The organism is Cognatundibacterium luofuense (genome assembly GCF_018139685.1).
In the GTDB taxonomy this organism is placed as follows: Bacteria; Pseudomonadota; Gammaproteobacteria; order Burkholderiales; family Burkholderiaceae_D; genus Undibacterium; species Undibacterium luofuense.
In genome coordinates, this window is sequence record NZ_JAGSPN010000407.1 from 1 (window position 1) to 331 (window position 331).

Annotated in this window: 1 pseudogene; it reads left to right on the forward strand. The window is 56.2% G+C overall.

Going from position 1 to position 331, the window contains the following annotated elements:
• Positions 1–331 (forward strand): annotated as a pseudogene (locus KDM89_RS20975) (efflux RND transporter periplasmic adaptor subunit); the annotation flags it as partial.

The window sequence follows — 331 nt, forward strand, 5'->3', positions numbered from 1 at the left end:
ATGCGCTCGCCTCAGGTCCCGTCATCACTGGTTCTGTCCAGCCGGAACGCAAAGCCGATTTACGCGCTGAGGTTCAAGCCATCGTGCTGCAGGTATTGAAGGAAAACGGCGACATCGTCAAGCGTGGCGATATCCTGGTCAAACTGGATGAAACCTCGATCCGTGACAATCTGAATTCAGCCGAAGATGCAGCCCGCAGTGCCTCGCTCGCACTCGATCAGTCAGATCGCGCTTTGCAGCGGTTGAAGACTTTGCGTGCCTCCGGCATGACTTCCCTGCAAGCGCTGGATGACGCTGAAGTTCGCGTCAATGCAGCACGCAGTGAGTTATC